General features: G+C 55.2%; 14 protein-coding genes. 8 read left to right on the top strand and 6 right to left on the bottom strand.

Annotation, left to right across the window (positions count from 1 at the left end):
• Positions 1-339 precede the first annotated feature (339 nt).
• Positions 340-789 (bottom strand): FMN-binding protein MioC, encoded by a 450-nt coding sequence (mioC, locus tag KGP22_RS22185; protein ID WP_008500197.1) that lies wholly within the window; start codon positions 787-789, stop codon positions 340-342.
• Between the two features lie 90 nt (positions 790-879).
• A complete protein-coding gene (gene asnC / locus KGP22_RS22180; protein WP_008500198.1) occupies positions 880-1338 on the bottom strand; it encodes a transcriptional regulator AsnC in 459 nt (152 codons plus the stop codon).
• A 151-nt stretch (positions 1339-1489) separates the two neighbouring features.
• Between asnC and asnA the strand changes: the two genes are divergently transcribed.
• Complete coding sequence (gene asnA, locus KGP22_RS22175; protein WP_133295375.1) at positions 1490-2482, top strand: aspartate--ammonia ligase; 993 nt, start codon at positions 1490-1492, stop codon at positions 2480-2482.
• Here asnA and viaA read toward each other — a convergent pair whose 3' ends face one another.
• Complete coding sequence (viaA, locus tag KGP22_RS22170; RefSeq protein WP_223580803.1) at positions 2483-3934, bottom strand: ATPase RavA stimulator ViaA; 1452 nt, start codon at positions 3932-3934, stop codon at positions 2483-2485.
• Positions 3928-5424, bottom strand: a complete 1497-nt coding sequence (gene ravA, locus KGP22_RS22165) for an ATPase RavA (RefSeq protein ID WP_223580801.1) — start codon at positions 5422-5424, stop codon at positions 3928-3930. Before ravA ends, viaA begins: the two co-directional genes overlap by 7 nt.
• Before the next feature lie 222 nt (positions 5425-5646).
• On the opposite strand from ravA, the gene kup reads away from it, so the two are divergent.
• The 7 genes from kup to rbsR all read left to right on the top strand — a co-directional run bounded on the left by kup (position 5647) and on the right by rbsR (position 13585).
• Entirely contained in the window at positions 5647-7515 is a 1869-nt protein-coding gene (gene kup, locus KGP22_RS22160) for a low affinity potassium transporter Kup (protein WP_023309781.1), read from the top strand.
• A gap of 216 nt (positions 7516-7731) precedes the next feature.
• Positions 7732-8151: a D-ribose pyranase gene (rbsD, locus tag KGP22_RS22155; protein ID WP_003862392.1), complete on the top strand. Its 420-nt coding sequence runs from the start codon at positions 7732-7734 to the stop codon at positions 8149-8151.
• Between the two features lie 7 nt (positions 8152-8158).
• Positions 8159-9664: a ribose ABC transporter ATP-binding protein RbsA gene (gene rbsA, locus KGP22_RS22150; protein WP_021242658.1), complete on the top strand. Its 1506-nt coding sequence runs from the start codon at positions 8159-8161 to the stop codon at positions 9662-9664.
• 4 nt (positions 9665-9668) lie between these two features.
• Positions 9669-10634, top strand: a complete 966-nt coding sequence (gene rbsC, locus KGP22_RS22145; protein ID WP_021242657.1) for a ribose ABC transporter permease — start codon at positions 9669-9671, stop codon at positions 10632-10634.
• Positions 10635-10661: 27 nt separating this feature from the next.
• Positions 10662-11552 (top strand): ribose ABC transporter substrate-binding protein RbsB, encoded by an 891-nt coding sequence (gene rbsB / locus KGP22_RS22140; RefSeq protein ID WP_010426610.1) that lies wholly within the window; start codon positions 10662-10664, stop codon positions 11550-11552.
• Between the two features lie 107 nt (positions 11553-11659).
• Entirely contained in the window at positions 11660-12589 is a 930-nt protein-coding gene (gene rbsK, locus KGP22_RS22135) for a ribokinase (protein WP_223582505.1), read from the top strand.
• A 3-nt stretch (positions 12590-12592) separates the two neighbouring features.
• Positions 12593-13585, top strand: coding sequence for a ribose operon transcriptional repressor RbsR (rbsR, locus tag KGP22_RS22130; RefSeq protein WP_111964226.1), 993 nt, complete (start codon positions 12593-12595; stop codon positions 13583-13585).
• Here the strand turns inward: rbsR and mdtD are convergent.
• Both mdtD and KGP22_RS22120 read right to left on the bottom strand, forming a co-directional pair.
• Positions 13551-14984, bottom strand: coding sequence for a multidrug transporter subunit MdtD (gene mdtD / locus KGP22_RS22125; protein WP_223580799.1), 1434 nt, complete (start codon positions 14982-14984; stop codon positions 13551-13553). The genes rbsR and mdtD overlap by 35 nt on opposite strands.
• A complete protein-coding gene (locus tag KGP22_RS22120; RefSeq protein ID WP_023309775.1) occupies positions 14981-15688 on the bottom strand; it encodes a FadR/GntR family transcriptional regulator in 708 nt (235 codons plus the stop codon). The genes mdtD and KGP22_RS22120 overlap by 4 nt, the downstream gene beginning before the upstream one ends.
• Positions 15689-15781 lie beyond the last annotated feature (93 nt).

Here is a 15781-nt window from a genome sequence, read left to right as displayed (position 1 = left end):
ATTGAAGCCCGGGCCGTGGATTCTACTCAACTTTAGTCTTTCGAGAAAGCATTGGGATCCTGGGCTATTAAAAAGAAGATCTTTTTATTTAGAGATCTGTTCTATTGTGATCTCTTATTAGGATCGCGAACCTGTGTGGATAAGTCCGATCTCATAAAGAAGATCATGCAGTTAGAAAGGATCGTTTGCTGTGAATGATCGGTGATCCTGGACCGTATAAGCTGGGATCAGATCGCGACTTTATACACAGGCCAAAAACGGCGCTACGGTTGTTATTTGGATAACTACGGGTTAATACGAGCTTTTAACCAGAGTTATCCACATCTGTTCGCGCGATCTTTAATCGTTTTTGAGTAAATTTTTCCATTCCGCGAGCCAGATCTCGGCTGGATCCTCCGGAATGTCATGATCGAGGATGTTGATCTTGAGTGTTTCGCCCAGCTGTTTTGCTCCGCAGGAGGTAACAGCGGCTTCGACTTTCTCTATTGCCCCGCAAAAGGTGTCATATTCACGACTGCCGATCCCCACTGCGCCAAAACGGACGTTTGACAGGTCGGGCTGCTGTTCCAGCAGTTCGTCATATAAAGGTTGCAGATTATCCGGCAGATCCCCCGCGCCGTGCGTGGAGGTGATCAGCAGCCAGACCCCGTCAGTCGGGAGATCTTCAAGCAACGGGCCGTGCAGGGTTTCCGTGGAAAAGCCCGCCTCTTCCAGCTTTTCAGCCAGATGTTCCGCTACGTATTCCGCACCACCAAGGGTGCTGCCGCTGATAAGGGTAATGTCCGCCATTGATCGCTCGCCCAGATAAAGAGACGGCCATTGTACGCTGTGAACGAGCTGGGATCTACCTGTGGAAAATGTGGGAATGAATTTGCCCGATCACGGGCGGATGGTACGCATGATCGGGTTTTGCAAGGAGATCAGGGTCTCGGTGGACTGAATTTCATCTATTGTTTGGATCTTGTTGATAAGTACCTGCTGGAGCGCGTCGATGGATCGGCACATAACTTTAATAAAGATGCTGTAGTGCCCGGTGGTGTAGTACGCCTCGGTGACTTCATCCAGCGCGTTCAGTTTCGCCAGGGCAGAAGGGTAGTCTTTGGCGCTTTTAAGAATGATGCCGATGAAGCAGCAGACGTCGTAACCCAGCTGCTTAGGGCTGACGTCAATGCGCGCACCGGTAATGATCCCTGCCTGTTTCATCTTTTCTACGCGAACGTGAATGGTTCCCGGGCTGACGCCAAACTGTTTTGCCAGTTCGGCGTAGGCGGTACGGGCATTAGCCATTAAGGCCTCCAGAATGCCGCGGTCGAGATTGTCGATCTGATAATTTTCCATAGCTTTTTCTTATAAAGATTAATGAATCACTCTATTCTAGCGCCATATTTTATCGAATCAAAAGTGAAGGTGGCTTTTTGTTGATGGGTTATTGAATAAGGTGCCGTTTCTGTTGCTTAATCAATATCAACAGGACGCAGGAGTATAAATAATGAAAACCGCTTACATCGCAAAACAACGCCAGATTAGTTTCGTAAAGTCCCATTTTTCCCGCCAGCTGGAAGAGAAGCTTGGGCTGATTGAAGTCCAGGCACCGATCCTCAGCCGCGTGGGTGACGGGACGCAGGATAACCTCTCTGGATGCGAAAAAGCGGTACAGGTGAAAGTGAAAACACTGCCAGACGCCCAGTTCGAAGTGGTTCATTCACTGGCGAAGTGGAAGCGTCAGACCCTGGGACAACACGACTTCAGCGCGGGCGAAGGGCTCTACACGCACATGAAAGCCCTTCGCCCCGATGAAGATCGCCTTTCACCGATTCATTCTGTTTACGTTGACCAGTGGGACTGGGAGCGCGTAATGGGTGATGGTGAACGTCATATCGGTACGCTGAAATCCACCGTTGAGGCGATCTACGCCGGGATCAAAGCAACCGAAGCGGCAGTGAGCAAAGAGTTTGGTCTGGCAACGTTCCTGCCGGATACGATCCACTTTGTCCACAGCCAGGAACTGCTGACCCGTTTCCCGGATCTGGATGCCAAAGGCCGCGAGCGTGCGATCGCCAAAGAATTAGGTGCTGTGTTCCTGATCGGTATCGGCGGCAAATTGTCTGATGGCAAACGCCACGACGTTCGTGCGCCTGATTATGATGACTGGAGTACTGCGGGTGAGGGCGAATTTGCCGGGCTGAACGGCGATATTCTTGTCTGGAACCCGATACTGGAAGACGCATTCGAGCTCTCTTCTATGGGGATCCGCGTGGATGCTGACGCGCTGAAGCGCCAGCTGGCGGTCACCGGTGATGAAGACCGTCTCAAACTCGAGTGGCACCAGGCGCTGCTGCGCGGAGAAATGCCGCAGACGATTGGCGGTGGTATCGGCCAGTCCCGTCTGACCATGCTGCTGCTGCAATTACCTCATATCGGTCAGGTTCAGTGTGGCGTCTGGCCGCAGCAGGTACGTGAAAGCGTTGGCTCTCTTCTGTAATTAACGCTGCCAGCGTCTGAGCAGGCGACTACGCAGCCCGGTATCAAAGCGCCAGATATGATCGAAGATGCGCATGATGCCGGGTTTTCCATGGGCGGACATCGCCACCGCATGAAAACGGTGTTGATGCACCCGCTGTAATTCCTTCACCTTATTGACCACATCATCCGGTAGCCGCTGGGCAATAAAATCGGAAATCACCACAGCGTCAGCGTCGTACCAGTCGCCGCCCTGCATACGCTCCACAATGCTGCGAAAACAGCTTGCCAGATCGGTTCCACCGCGAAAACGCTGGCTCAGGAAGCGGATTGCCTGCTCGATCCCCTGCTGGTTCGTCAGCTCATAGCCCACGACTTCGCTGGAGAACAGCATGATGAAGCAGCGACGGCGATCGGCGAGCGCCACGCGCATCAGTGCCAGACAGAACGCCTTCGCACACTGCTCGTTAAACCCACCCATCGATCCGGACGTATCCACGCAAACTATGAATGGCCCGCGCGGCTGTTCATCAAAATCCTGATGAACCACAGGACGCTGGCTTACCTTCTCGCGCCAGGCTTCGCCGTGCAGCCGGTAGGTGAGGAGCTGTTTTTCCACCAGCCGACGGTAAAACTCATACTCCAGCTCGGTCATCCCGAGCGTGCTCAGTTCCGTGGGCAGCAGGCGTAAAATGTCATCACTCTGCTGGAGCCCGTCGACCTGCTCCGGCACGGTAGCCGGTTCGCGCACCAGGGTGCGGAAAGTCTCCATGGGGGCATCTTTCTTTGGGACCGACTTTGCCTCCCTTGAGCGACCCAGCTGTTCTGCAAGCTTCATCAGCTCGGGCTGCTGCGCCAGAAAATCGCCGTATTTGACGATCAGCTGATAGTCCCCGCGCCGGAGCTGACCGGCGCTCATATCCCAGAGACGCCCTGCGGCGTTTTCATTCTCCACCAGCACCTGCTCAAGCTGGCCGCTTATGGTCATGCGCTCCTGAACTTCACTGAGCAGCTGTTCGCGCTCTTCGTCCAGCAGCTGCTGGTTTAGCGTCGTGGCCTGCACCACCAGGCTGAGGCGCCAGCGCTGTAAGAAGAGGGTGTGCAGTGCGGGAGTGAACGTGGCGTTATCCGTGACCAGCGCCCGGGCCTGGCTGGCAAACGGAGAGTGGACCTTGTCGAGCAGCGTCAGGGTTTGCGGAAGCTGAACGATAAACTGCGATGTGGAGAGCCGCTGGCACTGCTGATAACAGGCCACCTCTTCCGTTAGCTCAGGCGGAACTTCGGTCTCCCTGAACCGCTGACGCAAATTTTCCCGCCAGCGCGGAAGATCGTCCGTCATTGCTTTTTTGAGCTTCGGAAATTTTTCAAAGAAGGCTGCCAGCTGCGGCGAAGCCAGAAGGGTTATGACCACTTCTTCGATCAACCCTTCCTCGCTGACGGCCAGCATGACGTTAAGCGTATCCAGAGTTAGCATTGACGCGCCTGTTTAATCTGCGCGCTGACGTCCTGCAGGCTGGCTTCGATGCGACCTAGCCAGTCACTATGAATAAAGAGGCATTTTTGCTGCTCGCTAAAGCGGGTGTGCTGCTGGTGCCATTCCGTATCCAGCGCGTCCAGCTGCTGCTTAATCTCCTCGGGGACGCTGTCAGAGGCGGTTCCCGGCAGCGCGAGACGCGAGCCCTGCAGGCTGACGTCGCGGATCACCAGGTGCTGGCTGCTGTCCACTTCCATATTCAGCGGCTGCGCGAAACCGATGCCGTTGAGCTTTCCACGGATCTCTCCGCCCTTATCCAGCCACTGTGCCAGCGCCTCACGCTCAATCGTCACATGCACCACCTGCATATCATGCAGCTTAAGCGGCTGTTGGAGCAGCAGGGTCAGCGTCGGGCTGTTGAGTTCGGTGGGTAATTCATAGTGCGGTTTGCGTGCGAACATTCCCCCCAGGCGATTCACTTTCAGCGCGGTTTTATCACTTTGCTGCTGCTGGAGCTGGATGCGCCGCTGGGCAATCGCCCCCAACTGATTGAGCATCGCCTGCTGTCCCCAGGCGTGTCCGGTCATCAAAACGTCAAGCTGCTGCTGCATCAGGTTCATGCCTTCCGCGTCGTGCCAGAGGCAGTCTTTCAGCAGGATCAGATCAATGGGTGCCACGGCATCGCGGCCGCTGAACAGGGCGCTGGCCTGCAGCAGACGGATCGCTTTTTTCCAGCGGCGATCGGAGACATAGGGCGCCGAGGGAAGGTGATCAAGCTGCTGACGCAGCAGATAGATCAGCTCGAATACCGCGTCCGGCAATTTGATTTTGCCAATATCCTGCTGCCACTGGTGGTACTCCTCATCCGTCACCTGCAGCGAAGCGGGTACCGGATTTTCGCTCTCGTCCTGCTGGCTGACCAGCATGGAGCGGAAGTTGGATTTATCCTGTACTTTGTCCAGCCACAGGCGGATCAGCATACGGTCATACAGCGCTTCCAGGCTGCTGTCGGCTTCAGGCAGTTCGTTTGAGGCGGCCACCAGCAGGCGCATTGGGATTTTTTCTTCACTGGCGCCGTTGCGGAACCGACGTTCGTTTATCGCCGTGAGCAGGGTGTTCAGAATGGCCGGTCCCGCTTTCCAGATCTCATCAAGAAAGACAATTTCAGCCTCCGGAAGATACCCTTCTGTCAGACGCTGATAGCGCCCCTCATCTTTCAGTGCCTGAATGGAAAGTGGGCCAAAAACTTCTTCTGGGGTGGAAAACCGGGTCATGAGATATTCGAAGGCGCGGGCGTTCTGAAAAGCAAATTTTAGCCTGCGGGCAATCAGGCTTTTGGCAATGCCCGGCGGACCCAGCAAAAACACGCTCTCGCCGCTCAACGCCGCCAGTAAACAGAGGCGAATGGCGTGGCTACGCTCGAAAAGGCCTTTCTCCAGCGCGCTGCTAAGGCGGGAAATTCTTTCTGCTAATAAATGTGAGTGAGCCATAATAGTTTTGCATCCTTTCGCCGTCGTGGCGGCCAATTGAAGCGAGTATAGACGTTTCAGTCAGGGCTGGTAATAGACTGAAGTGCGGCGCAATTTTCTTTGCGCTACATTAATGCGGTTGCATTTAGGGGTACGATTTTGCAATGAATCGTGCATACTGTGCGCTTTTTGTGGGCCAAGGGACCAGGAACACATTTGTTATTTAAACGAAAAGACTAGTCTATGAGCACTGATAATAAGCAATCATTACCCGCAATAACGCTTGCGGCGATCGGGGTTGTCTACGGTGATATTGGCACCAGCCCGCTTTATACGCTTCGTGAATGTCTGTCCGGCCAGTTTGGCTTTGGTGTTGAGCGCGATGCCGTATTTGGCTTCCTGTCCCTCATCTTCTGGCTGCTGATCCTGGTGGTTTCCGTTAAATATCTCTCCTTCGTTATGCGTGCTGATAACGCAGGTGAAGGCGGGATCCTGACCCTGATGTCCCTTGCAGGGCGCAACACCTCAGCCAGAATGACCTCCGTTCTGGTGATTATCGGCCTGATTGGCGGCAGCTTCTTCTACGGAGAGGTGGTTATCACGCCCGCGATTTCGGTCCTCTCGGCGATAGAGGGGCTGGAAATTATTGCCCCGCAGCTCGATTCATGGGTTGTTCCTCTGGCCATTATTGTCCTGACGCTGCTGTTTATGATCCAGAAGCACGGTACCGGGCTGGTGGGCAAACTGTTTGCGCCGATTATGCTGGCCTGGTTCCTGATCCTGGCCGCGCTTGGTTTGCGCAGCATTATCGCGAATCCGGAAGTGCTGCATGCGCTAAACCCTTACTGGGCCGTGCATTTCTTCCTTGAATACAAAGTGGTTTCCTTCGTGGCGCTGGGTGCCGTCGTGCTCTCCATCACCGGTGTGGAAGCGCTATATGCTGACATGGGGCACTTCGGGAAACTGCCTATCCGCGTGGCATGGTTTATTGTGGTGCTACCGTCGCTGGTGCTGAACTATTTCGGCCAGGGCGCGCTGTTGCTTAAAAATCCGGAAGCGATCAAGAACCCGTTCTTCCTGCTGGCGCCTGACTGGGCGCTGGTGCCGATGCTGATTCTGGCGACGCTGGCGACCGTCATTGCCTCTCAGGCGGTGATTTCCGGCGTGTTTTCTCTGACGCGCCAGGCCGTGCGTCTGGGGTATCTCTCACCGATGCGCATCATCCATACCTCTGAGATGGAGTCGGGCCAGATCTACATCCCGTTCGTTAACTGGCTGCTCTATTTCGCGGTTGTGATTGTTATCGTCAGCTTCGAGCACTCCAGCAACCTGGCGGCGGCGTACGGTATTGCGGTAACCGGTACGATGGTGCTGACATCGCTTCTCTCCACCACGGTAGCGTACCGAAACTGGCACTGGAATAAATTCCTCGTGGCGATGATTCTGGTGGGCTTCCTGTGCATTGACGTGCCGCTATTCTCCGCAAACCTCGACAAGATTGTCTCCGGCGGCTGGCTGCCGCTGACGCTGGGTCTGGTGATGTTCATCGTCATGACCACCTGGAAAAGCGAGCGTTTCCGTCTGCTGCGCCGCATGCACGAGCACGGGAACTCTCTTGAGGCGATGATCGCTTCTCTGGAGAAATCCCCGCCGGTCCGCGTGCCGGGCACAGCGGTGTACATGTCTCGCGCCCTGAACGTCATTCCCTTCGCGCTGATGCATAACCTCAAGCACAACAAAGTGCTGCACGAGCGCGTGATCCTGCTGACGCTGCGTACCGAAGATGCACCTTACGTTCACAACGTGCGTCGTGTGCAAATCGAGCAGCTCTCCCCGACATTCTGGCGTGTGGTGGCGAGCTACGGCTGGCGTGAAACGCCAAATGTGGAAGAGGTGTTCCACCGCTGCGGTCTGGAAGGGCTGAGCTGCCGGATGATGGAGACGTCGTTCTTTATGTCTCACGAATCGCTTATCATCGGCAAGCGCCCTTGGTATTTGCGCCTGCGCGGCAAGCTGTACCTGATCCTGCAGCGTAACGCCCTGCGCGCGCCTGACCAGTTTGAGATCCCGCCTAACCGCGTGATAGAGCTGGGTACGCAGGTCGAGATTTAAGTCCTTTCGAAAATGCCGGGTGGCGCTGCGCTTACCCGGCCTACCAAACCCGTAGGCGCGTGCAAGTGAAGCGCCGTCGGGCTATTTCTCCCATCAATATTTCACTTAGCGAAACGTTTCGACGTCGATCACAAATCTGTTACGTCATGATGGTTTTCTGAACATTTCTGGCGCTACACTACTTTTAGCGAAACGTTTCGCTAGTGGAGCAAGAAAATGAAGAAAGGCACGGTACTCAACTCAGAAATCTCATCGGTTATTTCCCGTCTTGGGCATACCGATACGCTGGTGGTTTGCGATGCAGGCTTACCGGTTCCGCGCAGCACAACCCGTATTGATATGGCGTTAACGCAGGGTGTTCCTTCGTTTATGCAGGTACTGGAAGTCGTGACGGCGGAGATGCAGGTTGAGGCAGCCATTCTCGCGGCGGAAATCAAACAACATAATCCGCAACTCCACGAAACGTTGCTCAGCCATATTGAGCAACTGCAACAACACCAGGGAAACACCATAGAAATTCGTTACACAACGCACGAGCAGTTCAAACAACAAACCGCAGACAGTCAGGCGGTAATTCGCAGCGGGGAGTGTTCCCCGTATGCGAATATCATTCTCTGTGCTGGCGTCACCTTCTGAGGCCATCATGGACGCATTACTGCAACTCAAAGGGATCGATAAGTCGTTCCCGGGCGTAAAAGCCCTCTCCGGCGCGGCGCTGAACGTCTACCCCGGGCGCGTAATGGCGCTGGTGGGGGAAAACGGCGCCGGCAAATCAACCATGATGAAAGTGCTGACCGGTATCTATCAACGCGATGCTGGCTCACTCCTCTGGCTGGGTAAAGAAACCACCTTCACTGGCCCGAAATCTTCTCAGGAAGCGGGTATCGGCATTATTCACCAGGAGCTGAACCTGATCCCGCAGCTCACCATTGCGGAAAACATCTTCCTCGGCCGCGAGTTTGTTAACCGGTTCGGCAAAATCGACTGGAAAACTATGTATGCCGAAGCGGACAAGCTGCTGGCAAAGCTGAACCTGCGCTTTAAGAGCGACCGTCTGGTAGGCGATTTGTCGATTGGCGATCAGCAGATGGTGGAAATCGCGAAGGTGCTGAGCTTTGAGTCGAAGGTCATCATTATGGATGAACCGACCGACGCCCTGACCGATACCGAAACCGAATCCCTGTTCCGCGTTATCCGCGAGCTGAAGTCGCAGGGGCGCGGGATTGTCTATATCTCTCACCGCATGAAAGAGATCTTCGAGATCTGCGACGACGTCACCGTTTTCCGTGACGGGCAGTTTATTGCCGAGCGCGAAGTGGCCACGCTGACCGAAGATACGCTCATTGAAATGATGGTGGGACGTAAGCTTGAAGATCAATATCCGCATCTGGATAAAGCGCCGGGAGAGATCCGCCTGAAGGTAGACAACCTCTGCGGTCCGGGTGTGAACGACGTGACCTTTACCCTGCGCCAGGGCGAGATCCTGGGCGTGGCGGGCTTGATGGGTGCCGGACGTACCGAGCTGATGAAAGTATTGTACGGCGCACTGCCGCGCACCAGCGGTTATGTCACCCTTGACGGCCATGAAGTGGTCACCCGCTCTCCGCAGGATGGTCTGGCGAACGGCATCGTCTATATCTCCGAAGACCGCAAACGCGATGGCCTGGTGCTGGGCATGTCGGTAAAAGAGAACATGTCCCTGACCGCGCTGCGCTATTTCAGCCATAGCGGTGGAAGCCTGAAGCATAAAGACGAACAGCAGGCGGTCAGCGATTTTATCCGCCTCTTTAACGTCAAAACCCCGTCGATGGAGCAGGCGATTGGCCTGTTATCCGGCGGGAATCAGCAGAAAGTGGCGATTGCGCGCGGGCTGATGACGCGCCCGAAAGTGCTGATCCTCGACGAGCCAACCCGCGGCGTGGACGTGGGCGCGAAGAAAGAGATCTATCAGCTGATTAACCAGTTTAAGGCCGACGGTCTGAGCATCATTCTGGTCTCTTCCGAGATGCCAGAAGTATTAGGCATGAGCGATCGCATTATCGTTATGCATGAAGGGCATCTCGGCGGTGAATTCACTCGCGAGCAGGCCACCCAGGAAGTTCTGATGGCTGCCGCTGTGGGCAAGCTTAATCGCGTGAATCAGGAGTAAGAAGATGACTACCCAGGCTGTTTCTGGTCGCCGCTATTTCACAAAGGCGTGGCTGATGGAACAAAAATCGCTGATTGCCCTGCTGGTGCTGATCGCGATTGTATCGACCATGAGCCCGAACTTTTTCACCGTTAATAACCTGTTCAACATTCTGCAGCAGACGTCGGTGAATGCCATTATGGCGGTCGGCATGACGCTGGTAATTTTGACCTCAGGTATCGATCTGTCCGTCGGTTCCCTGCTGGCCCTTACCGGCGCGATCGCCGCTTCGCTTGTCGGGATTGAAGTCAACGCGCTGGTGGCCGTGGCCGCGGCCCTGGCGGCAGGGGCCGCGATTGGCGCCGTCACCGGCGTGATTGTGGCAAAAGGTCGCGTTCAGGCATTCATCGCCACGCTGGTGATGATGCTGCTGCTGCGCGGGGTGACCATGGTTTATACCAACGGCAGCCCGGTCAATACCGGCTTCACCGATAACGCCGATCTGTTTGGCTGGTTCGGTATCGGTCGCCCGCTGGGTGTTCCGACACCGGTCTGGATCATGGCTATCGTCTTCCTGGCGGCGTGGTACATGCTGCACCATACCCGTCTGGGCCGTTATATTTATGCGCTGGGCGGTAACGAAGCGGCAACGCGCCTGTCCGGTATCAGCGTTAATAAAGTCAAAGTTATCGTGTACTCCCTGTGCGGTCTGCTGGCGTCACTGGCGGGCATTATCGAAGTGGCGCGCCTCTCTTCCGCGCAGCCGACGGCGGGTACGGGGTATGAGCTGGATGCTATCGCGGCAGTGGTTCTGGGCGGTACGAGTCTTGCGGGCGGTAAAGGTCGCATTGTTGGGACATTGATCGGCGCACTGATTCTCGGTTTCCTGAATAATGGTTTGAATTTGTTAGGTGTTTCCTCCTATTACCAGATGATCGTTAAGGCAGTGGTGATTTTGCTGGCGGTACTGGTAGACAACAAAAAACAGTAACTGACGACACTACAGGACATCTTAGATATGAACATGAAAAAACTGGCTACCCTGGTTTCTGCTGTCGCGCTGAGCGCAACCGTAAGTGCTAACGCCATGGCGAAAGATACCATCGCGCTGGTTGTCTCAACCCTGAACAACCCGTTCTTCGTCTCCCTGAAGGACGGTGCGCAGAAAGAAGCTGACAAGCTGGGCTACAACCTGGTGGTGCTGGATTCACAGAACAACCCGGCGAAAGAGCTGGCTAACGTTCAGGACTTAACCGTTCGTGGCACCAAAATTCTGCTGATCAACCCAACCGACTCTGACGCCGTAGGTAACGCCGTTAAAATGGCAAACCAGGCGAAGATCCCGGTAATCACCCTGGACCGTCAGGCAACGAAAGGCGAAGTAGTGAGCCACATTGCGTCTGATAACGTGCTGGGCGGCAAAATCGCGGGTGATTACATCGCGAAGAAAGCTGGCGAAGGCGCGAAAGTTATCGAACTGCAAGGGATTGCCGGTACGTCTGCCGCCCGCGAGCGTGGCGAAGGCTTCCAGCAGGCTGTGGCTGCACACAAATTCAACGTGCTGGCGAGCCAGCCAGCAGACTTCGATCGTACCAAAGGTCTGAACGTCATGCAGAACCTGCTGACCGCACACCCTGATGTGCAGGCGGTCTTCGCGCAGAACGACGAAATGGCGCTCGGTGCGCTGCGTGCTCTGCAGACTGCAGGTAAATCTGATGTGATGGTTGTCGGATTTGACGGCACGCCGGATGGTGAAAAAGCAGTAAACGATGGCAAACTGGCTGCGACCATCGCTCAGCTGCCTGAGCAGATTGGCGCCACTGGCGTTGAAACTGCCGACAAAGTGCTGAAGGGCGAAAAAGTTCAGGCTAAATACCCGGTTGACCTGAAGCTGGTCATCAAGCAGTAAAAGGCGAATCAGGCAGTCGCTGGCTGCCTGAGGGACACCAATAAAAGAAAAGTGTGGCATACGCCACCGGGTAACACCGGTGGCGCTCTCAGATGGACAACCCAACCATGAAAACCGCAGGCAACCTCGTCGTCCTTGGCAGTATCAATGCCGATCACATTCTTAACCTTGAATCGTTCCCTGCACCGGGCGAAACCGTCACGGGTAATCATTATCAGGTGGCATTTGGCGGTAAAGGTGCCAACCAGGCCGTGGCCGCGGGTCGCAGTGGGGCGAATATTGCGTTTATCGCCTGCACGGGTGATGACGATACCGGTGAGCGTGTACGCAAGCAGCTGGCGAGCGACAACGTTGATATCGCACCGGTCAGCGTTGTTGCAGGGGAATCTACCGGCGTGGCGCTGATTTTCGTCAATGCTGAAGGTGAGAATGTCATCGGTATTCATGCTGGGGCTAACGCTGCGCTGACGACGGAGCGCGTAGAAGCGCAACGTGCAATCATCGCTGGAGCGGAAGCCCTGCTCATGCAGCTGGAATCACCGGTTGAAAGCGTGCTGGCCGCCGCAAAAATTGCACATGAAAATCATACCACTGTTGTACTGAATCCGGCCCCAGCACGTGTATTATCAGACGAGCTGCTGGCGCTGGTGGACATCATTACGCCGAACGAAACCGAAGCCGAAAAGCTGACGGGCATTCGCGTAGAAAATGATGACGATGCCGCACGAGCCGCGCGTGCACTGCATGATAAGGGCATAGGCACCGTGATTATCACCCTTGGCAGCCGTGGGGTGTGGGCAAGCGTCAATGGCGAAGGTCGTCGTGTGCCGGGCTTTAAGGTGAAGGCGATTGATACTATTGCAGCGGGAGACACCTTCAATGGTGCACTGGTGACCGCGCTGCTGGAAGGCAAGATAATGGATGATGCTATTCGCTTCGCTCACGCCGCTGCCGCGATTGCGGTGACGCGCAAGGGCGCCCAGCCTTCCGTTCCGTGGCGTAAAGAGATCGATGAATTCTTAAGTCAGCAGGGGTAACGCTTGGCTACAATGAAAGATGTCGCCCGTATGGCGGGCGTTTCTACCTCGACGGTCTCCCACGTCATTAATAAAGATCGCTTCGTCAGCGAGGCGATTCGGGAAAAAGTCGAAGCTGCGGTAAAAGAACTCAACTATGCACCGTCTGCGCTGGCGCGCAGCCTTAAGCTCAATCAGACGCGCACCATCGGTATGCTGATCACCGCAAGTACCAACCCCTTTTATTCAGAACTGGTTCGCGGCGTGGAGCGCAGCTGCTTCGAGCGCGGCTACAGCCTGGTGCTGTGTAACACCGAAGGTGACGAGCAGCGCATGAATCGTAACCTGGAGACGCTGATGCAAAAACGCGTCGACGGGCTACTGTTGCTCTGCACCGAAACGCACCAGCCCTCGAAAGAGATCATCCAGCGCTATCCTTCTATTCCCACCGTGATGATGGACTGGGCCCCATTCGACGGAACCAGCGATCTCATTCAGGATAACTCCCTGCTGGGTGGTGATATGGCGACTCAGTATCTGATTGATAAAGGCTATACCCGCATCGCCTGTATTACCGGTCCGCTGGATAAAACCCCGGCGCGTTTGCGTCTGGAAGGGTATCTCTCCGCCATGGATCGAGCAGGGCTCGCCATTCCTGATGGCTACCGGATCACTGGTGATTTCGAATTTAACGGTGGCTTCGAGGCAATGCAGAAACTGCTGACGCAAGCGCAGCGCCCGCAGGCGGTCTTTATTGGTAATGATGCGATGGCGTTTGGTGCCTATCAGGCGTTGTACCAGGCGGGGCTACGCGTGCCGGACGATATGGCGGTGATTGGCTACGATGATATTGAACTTGCCCGCTACATGACGCCGCCGCTGACTACTATTCATCAGCCGAAGGATGAACTGGGCGAGCTGGCCATAGATGTGTTGATCCACCGTATGGCGCAGCCCACGCTGCAGCAACAACGCCTGCAGCTTACTCCTGTTCTGATGGAACGCGGTTCGGTTTAGCTTTCTCTTTATGACGCTCTTTAATCAGGTTTCTGCCGTCTTTCGGTTTTAACAGCATAAAGACCAGCGCCGATACCACGGTAAGTGCGCCCATGGTGATAAAGGTATAGTGGAACTGCTCAACGGTATTTGCGTTATCAAAACCCTCATAAAACCTCAGCACCGCTGCACTCACGGCAACCCCTAAACTGATCGACAGCTGTTGCGTTACCGCCAGCACGCTGTTGCCGCTACTGGCGTTCTCGTCAGTCAGATCTGCGAGGGTGATGGTGTTCATCGATGTGAACTGCGTCGACATCGCCATGCCCAACACAAACAGCGGCAGGATCAGCATCCAGACGGGTAACGCGGCGGACTGCAGCGAAAACTGCGCAATCATCAAACCGATAAAGACCGTCACGCCAACCAGCGTCTTACGATAGCCAAACCAGCGCAGCACCTGCGTAACGGTTGATTTTGCCAGAATCGAGCCCATTGCCGTGGGCGCCATCATGCAGCCAGCAATCAGGGCCGGGTAGCCGAAACCCACCTGCAGCATCAATGGCATCAGGAACGGCACGCAACCCGTCCCCAGACGAGACGCAATGTTGCCTGCAATCCCTACGGAAAAGGTTCGGGTGTTAAAGAGCCCCAGGGAGATTAACGGTGTCGGGTGGCGGCGCGCGTGACGTATATAAAGAAGAAATAACAGAATACCGCTCAGGATAACGGAGAGCGCTATCCACGTTGCGACGATCTTCTCGCCAAACAGCTCCATCCCGCTGGAGAATAACACCAGGCTCAGGCCGAACAGGAAAAAGCCGCCCATGTCGAAGCTGCGCCTTGGCGTGGTGAAGTTCGGCATATATTTGCGGGCATACAGCAGCCCCGCAACGCCAATTGGGATATTAATCAGGAAGATCCAGTGCCAGCTTGCCCAGGTGACAAACACGCCACCGAGGACCGGGCCAAGTATCGGGCCAACAAGGCCTGGCATGGTAACGAAGTTGAGCACGGGAAGTAATTCGCTGCGCGGGTAGGCTCGCAGTAGGGCAAGGCGCGCCACGGGCATCATCATCGCGCCGCCGATGCCCTGCAATACGCGGAAGATGACCAGCTCTGTTAATGATGAGGAGAGCGCACAGGCCAGCGAACCGAGCGTAAAGAGCGTTACGGCCAGCATGAAAACTCTGCGGGTGCCAAAGCGGTCGGCCAGCCAGCCGCTGACCGGTATTAACATTGCCACCGTCAGGGTGTAGCTGATGATGGCGGACTGCATCGCCAGTGGGGAACGGTTGAGGCTTTGCGCAATAGCGGGAAGCGCGGTGTTGAGGATGGTGGCATCCAGTGCCTGCATAAAAAACGCCATGGCTGCAATCCACGGCAATCCGGCCATGCTGCGCGCTTTTTTCTTTGTCATTTATTTACCTGCTGGTGGGTTGGCGCGGCCAGCAATGCCTGGCACGCACTCAGGGCTCGTTGCCCGTCGCTTTCCTGGATGGCATCCACTATCGCCTGATGCAAATCCAGTTTTACCACTTCGTTTTGTGTAATAGAGGTAAAGTAGGTGTGATACACAGAATGAAATAAAGAAGCAAAAGAGGTAAGGAACGGATTGGCGCTCATCATATAGATGTGTTCATGCCAGGCCATATCGACCTCAACCCAGCGTTCGCGGTTGAAGTGTTTTTTCAGGAACACCATCTCTTCCATCAACGCGTTAAGCTGCGCTTTCTGCTCTGCTGTTCCCAGCGTAGCGGCAAGCAGACATGCCTGAGGTTCAAGGCTGCTGCGCATCACCAGAAAGTGATCGACGACCTGATGAAAGTTATCTTCCGTCATCCACCAGGAGAGCAACTCCTGATCGAGAAAATTCCAGTTACTCTGTGGCATTACGCGTGTGCCAATGCGAGGACGTGGAAGCACCATACCTTTTGCCGTCAGGGTTTTCACCGCTTCGCGCACGGCGGTACGGCTCACCCCAAACTGCTCACCCAGCTCCATCTCACCCGGCAGGATGCTACCGGGGGCATATTTACCCGCTAAAATCCGCTGCGCCAGCTTTTCTGCCAGCACGTACGACAGGTTTTTTTGGGCGGCCAGCTGTTGTGCGCTTAATGGCATCGCTTTTATTCCTTAAAGATTCATGCTGATAATTATGCCACCTCGAATGTGATTGTGGTTGCAGATACATCAAATAGAACAATTTGTAGCTTG

It is taken from the genome of Enterobacter sp. JBIWA005 (genome assembly GCF_019968805.1).
Lineage (GTDB): Bacteria > Pseudomonadota > Gammaproteobacteria > Enterobacterales > Enterobacteriaceae > Enterobacter > Enterobacter vonholyi.
Note: the sequence above shows the minus strand (reverse complement) of the source record. Positions and strands in the feature narration are given on the sequence as shown.